General features: G+C 52.3%; 3 protein-coding genes and 1 pseudogene. All 4 read left to right on the top strand.

Annotated features, from left to right (window positions below; all coding sequences use genetic code 11):
* A pseudogene (locus tag POG22_RS18180) lies at positions 1-222 on the top strand (RNA-guided endonuclease TnpB family protein); the annotation flags it as partial.
* Positions 219-944 carry a TVP38/TMEM64 family protein gene (locus POG22_RS18175; RefSeq protein WP_498906720.1) on the top strand — a complete coding sequence of 242 codons (726 nt, stop codon included), beginning with the start codon at positions 219-221 and terminating at the stop codon, positions 942-944. The pseudogene POG22_RS18180 and the gene POG22_RS18175, both read left to right, overlap by 4 nt.
* Before the next feature lie 117 nt (positions 945-1,061).
* A complete protein-coding gene (locus POG22_RS18170; protein WP_498906719.1) occupies positions 1,062-2,222 on the top strand; it encodes a glycosyltransferase in 1,161 nt (386 codons plus the stop codon).
* A 44-nt stretch (positions 2,223-2,266) separates the two neighbouring features.
* Positions 2,267-4,279, top strand: coding sequence for an ABC transporter ATP-binding protein (locus POG22_RS18165; RefSeq protein WP_498906718.1), 2,013 nt, complete (start codon positions 2,267-2,269; stop codon positions 4,277-4,279).
* Positions 4,280-4,740: the final 461 nt, after the last annotated feature.

Genomic DNA, 4,740 nt, shown 5'->3' with positions numbered 1-4,740 from the left:
TGCGGGTCAACAAAGCCCCGTGATGTGGCGAGTGGACAAGTCATCTGTAGCCGTGGGCAACGGCAAATCGAAAATGCCTGTGGAGTCGAGGCGACGGGGGATCGGGTCACTGATTCTAGTTGGCTGGCTGTGAAGCAGGAACTCTTTGGGGCGACCCAAGGAATCTCCCTGCATACCCGGAACGGGTTGCTGGGAGAGGATGTCAAGGAACTAGAACGGTGAAATTCAAATTGACACCGAAGCTGACCCTCGCTCTCGTGTTGAGTCTTTGCATTCTCCTGACTGCGATCGGGGCTTACTTGCTGGGCGGCCTCGACGCCGCCACCGTGGAAACCTGGCTCGAACGGGCCGGAATATGGGCCCCCATCGTCTATATCGTTCTCTACACGGTGGGGACGCTGCTACTGCTGCCCTCGACACCTCTCAACCTCAGTGGTGGGGCGATTTTCGGTCCTTGGCTGGGGACGCTGTGGACCAGTGTAGGGGCGGTCGTGGCGGCGATCGCGGCCTTTGCCTTTACGCGCACGGTGGGGCGGGAATGGGCAGCCCGCCGCATGGCCGGCAGTTGGCAAGCGATGGATGCCGAAATCCGCCACGGGGGAACGTTCTATATGTTCGCGATTCGCCTGTTGCCCATCATTCCTTACGGCTTGGTGAATTTTGCGGCCGGACTGACGGCGATTCGGTTTCGCGATTATCTGATCGGAACGCTACTCGGAACGGTTCCCGGCGTGTTCCCCTTCGTCATGTTAGGCAGTTCTGGGTTGAAGGCACTCCGCACTGGGGAGATTCTGCCGCTGTTGGGGGCGTTGAGTTTGACCGGGTTACTCGTGGCAGGCTCGACTTGGTATCGCCACCACCGTCGGAATCCCCGTCGCGAGTTAGAGCGTTTCGAGGAGTCGGCCGCCTCGGAAGACTCGCCCTCCTCTCCGTCTCGGCGGTGAGAGAGCCTTGAGGACAGACGCGATCGCCGAGCGAGACCCAAAGCTCAAATTGCTGGGGTAACATGGAAACAATCTTTTGAGAATTGACGGGATCTCTAGCTCGACGATGCGTGACTGATGAAAATTTCGCTACTCGCACCCGATTTATCAGGAGGAGGGGGAACTCGGGCTTATCTTCTGGCACAAGTTCTCAAATACCTCAATTTCGAGGTCACGGTCTTTGGGTTTTTGTTCGGCGATCGCCTTTATCCAGAACCTCCGGCCGGTCTGTCTGTGCAGTGGGTGGCTGGATGTGACTATCCCCAGTTCGTGCGATCGGTTCGCCAGCTTCTGCAACAGATCGACGGCGATCTTCTCTATGCGATCAAGCCTCGCCCCACGAGTTTCGGTGTTGCCTTGCTGCACCGACGCTTTCACCACAAGCCCGTTTTACTCGATATCGACGATTGGGAAACGAGCTGGTTCGGAGGAGACGAGTGGACGTACCGGCCGACGCCCCGTCAGTTCTTGCGGGACGTTCTCAAACCCAACGGGGCGTTGCGAAATCCCGAATATCCTTTGTATTTAAAGTGGATGGAACGAGCGATCGACCGGGCTGACGCCGTGACCGTCGATACGACGTTTTTGCAAGATCGCTATGGGGGAATTTATCTCCCCAACGGCAAAGATACTCGTCTGTTCGACCCGGAACACTTCGAGGCCGAAGAGAGTCGGCGCAAATACGGACTCTCGGAATACCGCGTACTGATGTTTCCGGGGACGGCTCGACCTCATAAGGGGCTAGAGGACGTTTTAACGGCCCTCGATCGCCTCGATCTCGAGGAATTTCGCCTCGTGTTAGTGGGAGGACGCGAGATCGGTGACGGCTACGTCGAGTATTTGATGGACAAGTGGTCTCGTTGGGTTATCAAGTTACCCTCGATGCCCGTCGATCGAATGCCAGAAGTCGTCGCCGCTGCTGACTTAGTCGTCGTTCCCCAACGAGACGACGTGACCGCTCGCGCTCAATTTCCCATTAAACTGACCGATGGCATGGCCATGGCTAAACCCATTTTGGCCACCCGTGTCGGCGACGTACCGAAGGTTCTCGAAGACACGGGATTTATCGTCGAACCCAATGCCCCTCACGAACTCGCCGAGAAAATCGTGTGGATTTTTGACAATTACGAACTGGCAAAAGAGCGAGGCCGAACAGCTCGAGATCGGTGTATAAAATACTATAGTCTCGACGCTATGTCAGATATCCTTTCAAAGACTGTTCGTAACGCGATCGCGTGATTCTTTTGCACCGATCCTGACTTCCCAGGCTTGGATTTTTTCTCATGTCTCCCAACCAATTATTGTTCAAGTTCGCCCTGAAATCCCCGTGGCTAATGGTATTGACCATTGCTTTCGGATTTTCCGGCGCTATTTTTAACGGAGTCAGTATTACGCTGATCGTCCCTCTAATTCTGAGCCTGATCGGACAAGACTTACCTAGCACGCAGCGTATGCCACCGTTGATTCAGAACGTAATGGATCTCTCTGGATCGTTTGCGGGAGATTATAAAATTGCGATTCTCACGTTTTTAGTCTTGATCGCTATTTTTTTAAAAAACGTAACCACTTATTTAAGTGGATTGATTGCAGTTCGGTTTTCTCAGTCTTTAGTACGAAACCTACGGCTCGACGGTATCAAAATTATTTTGGATGTCGATCTCGATTTTTACGCAAAAATGAAGACGGGAGACATTGTCAACCGCCTGAATACAGAAATGAGTCGCACGGCCAATTCGATCCGCAGCCTGTCGCAAGTGGCCATCAATAGCATTACCATTTTAGTTTTTATTGTTATTTTGACTTCGATTTCTTGGCAGCTCACATTAGCCTCGACCTTCGTGTTGATGATAGTGGCCTTTCTCAATCAATTTTTTGTGAGGCGAGCCAAAATGTATGGAGAAACTTTAACTGAAAAAAGCCGTGCGTTAACGAACAAACTTCTCGAGACATTGTCGGGAATTCGCCTCATTAAAACAGTCGCCAACGAAAAAAATGAATTCAAACAGATCGCGCAGCTCATTCGAGAACGAGAGCAGAGTGAATTTCAATCTCAAGCCAACTATTTAATTATTTCCCCCATTAACGAGACCTCGGGGATCGTTGCGCTTCTACTCATCGTCATTTGCGGTCGCTATTTATTTTCCGAACAGATCGAAGCCATTTCGGCCGTTTTGCTGACTTACCTTCTCGTCCTGTTTCGACTGCTACCGGTGGTCGGACAACTCAACGGTATTCGTAGCCGTCTGGCTAATACCGCCCCGAGCGTTCTCGTAGTATCCGATTACCTGCGGCGCGATGACAAACCGATCATGCGAAACGGTACCGAACGATTCGAGAAACTGCGAGAGGGAATTCGTTTTGAGGGCGTTACGTTTCACTACCCCGACCACGACGACATCGCCCTGGAGAATATTAACCTCTGGATCGAACGTGGGGAAACGATTGCCCTCGTCGGAACGTCTGGTGCTGGAAAATCGACGCTGGCGGATTTACTGCCGCGATTTTACGATCCGACATCGGGGTCGGTTTTGTTGGACGGGAAGGATTTGCGAAGTTTCGATGTCGCGACGGTCCGTCGGTCGATGGGCGTCGTCAGTCAGGATACCTTTTTGTTTAACAATTCGGTGCGCTACAACTTGACTTACGGCTGTCCTTGGGCGGGGGAACAAGAGGCGATCGACGCGGCGAAACGCGCCAACGCCTACGAGTTCATTATGAACTTGCCCTACGGGTTCGAGACGGAAATCGGCGATCGCGGCGTGATGTTATCTGGCGGACAACGCCAACGGTTGGCGATCGCGCGGGCTTTAATTCGCAATCCCGAAATTTTAATCCTCGACGAAGCTACCAGCGCCCTCGATACGGTGTCGGAACGTCTGGTTCAAGAGGCGATCGACGAACTCTGTCACGATCGCACGACGCTCGTTATCGCACACCGCTTGTCTACGATTCGCAAAGCTGACAAAATCGTGGTCATGGAACGGGGGCGCGTCCTCGAGGTGGGCAATCACGAAGAACTCCTCACTCGAGGCGGCCAGTACGCCAAACTCTATCAAGCTCAATTTTCGGCTGAAAGCGAAGACGCCATTCAACGGGCGCGTCGCGAAACCCTCATCAATACTTCTTACGAGGTGCGAACTCGCCTCAACCCGATGATTGGATTTCTCAATCTCCTCGTTGACGATATGGTGGATTCGTCTGAAGAACGCCAAGAACTCACCCACGAAGCTTACGAAGCTGCCGTTCGCTTGCTCAAAACGTTACAGTTTCTTGAAAACAGTGCGAAATCTGTGTAGTGGGTGCTAGGCTGATAGGTGGATTCTCTAGCTATATTTTTTCGGTTTATATCAAACCTGGAAATTTTGAGTCAAATCTTGTGAAGGTCTAATGGAAGAGTGATGTCAGTCATCTCAATTTCATAAAAATTGCCCCGATCGATACGACTCTAAGGAAGGTTTTTAAGAGATCGCCATCAGAAATCGTTTGAGATTTCTCGAACATTTTCCCGTTACCTCAAACTTAATCTAACCCAGATCGAGCGAGACGCTCGAGTGAGTAACAAGCATCTATCGCACGAGTGCATCTCACTTTTGCGATCGGAACCCCACCCATCCTCCCCGCGAACTCGGGGAGGTGCCGAAGGTCGTTCGGCGATCGCTCAGTCGAGGCGCGGAGGGGTCATTCTACGAAATTGAAATTCACCCTATCCAGATTCTTCGCAGTACTCCAGCCAAGCTTTCAGCTATGGCTGGAGTAC

Origin of the sequence: Geitlerinema sp. CS-897, assembly GCF_028368005.1 — a bacterium.
Lineage (GTDB): Bacteria > Cyanobacteriota > Cyanobacteriia > Cyanobacteriales > Geitlerinemataceae > Baaleninema > Baaleninema simplex.
This window is presented reverse-complemented; position numbering and strand designations above follow the sequence as displayed.

Bases quoted from the DNA above. Each gene is read 5' to 3' on its own strand.
- POG22_RS18170 (WP_498906719.1), top strand. From the start codon at position 1,062: ATGAAAATTTCGCTACTCGCACCCGATTTATCAGGAGGAGGGGGAACT.
- POG22_RS18165 (WP_498906718.1), top strand. From the start codon at position 2,267: ATGTCTCCCAACCAATTATTGTTCAAGTTCGCCCTGAAATCCCCGTGG.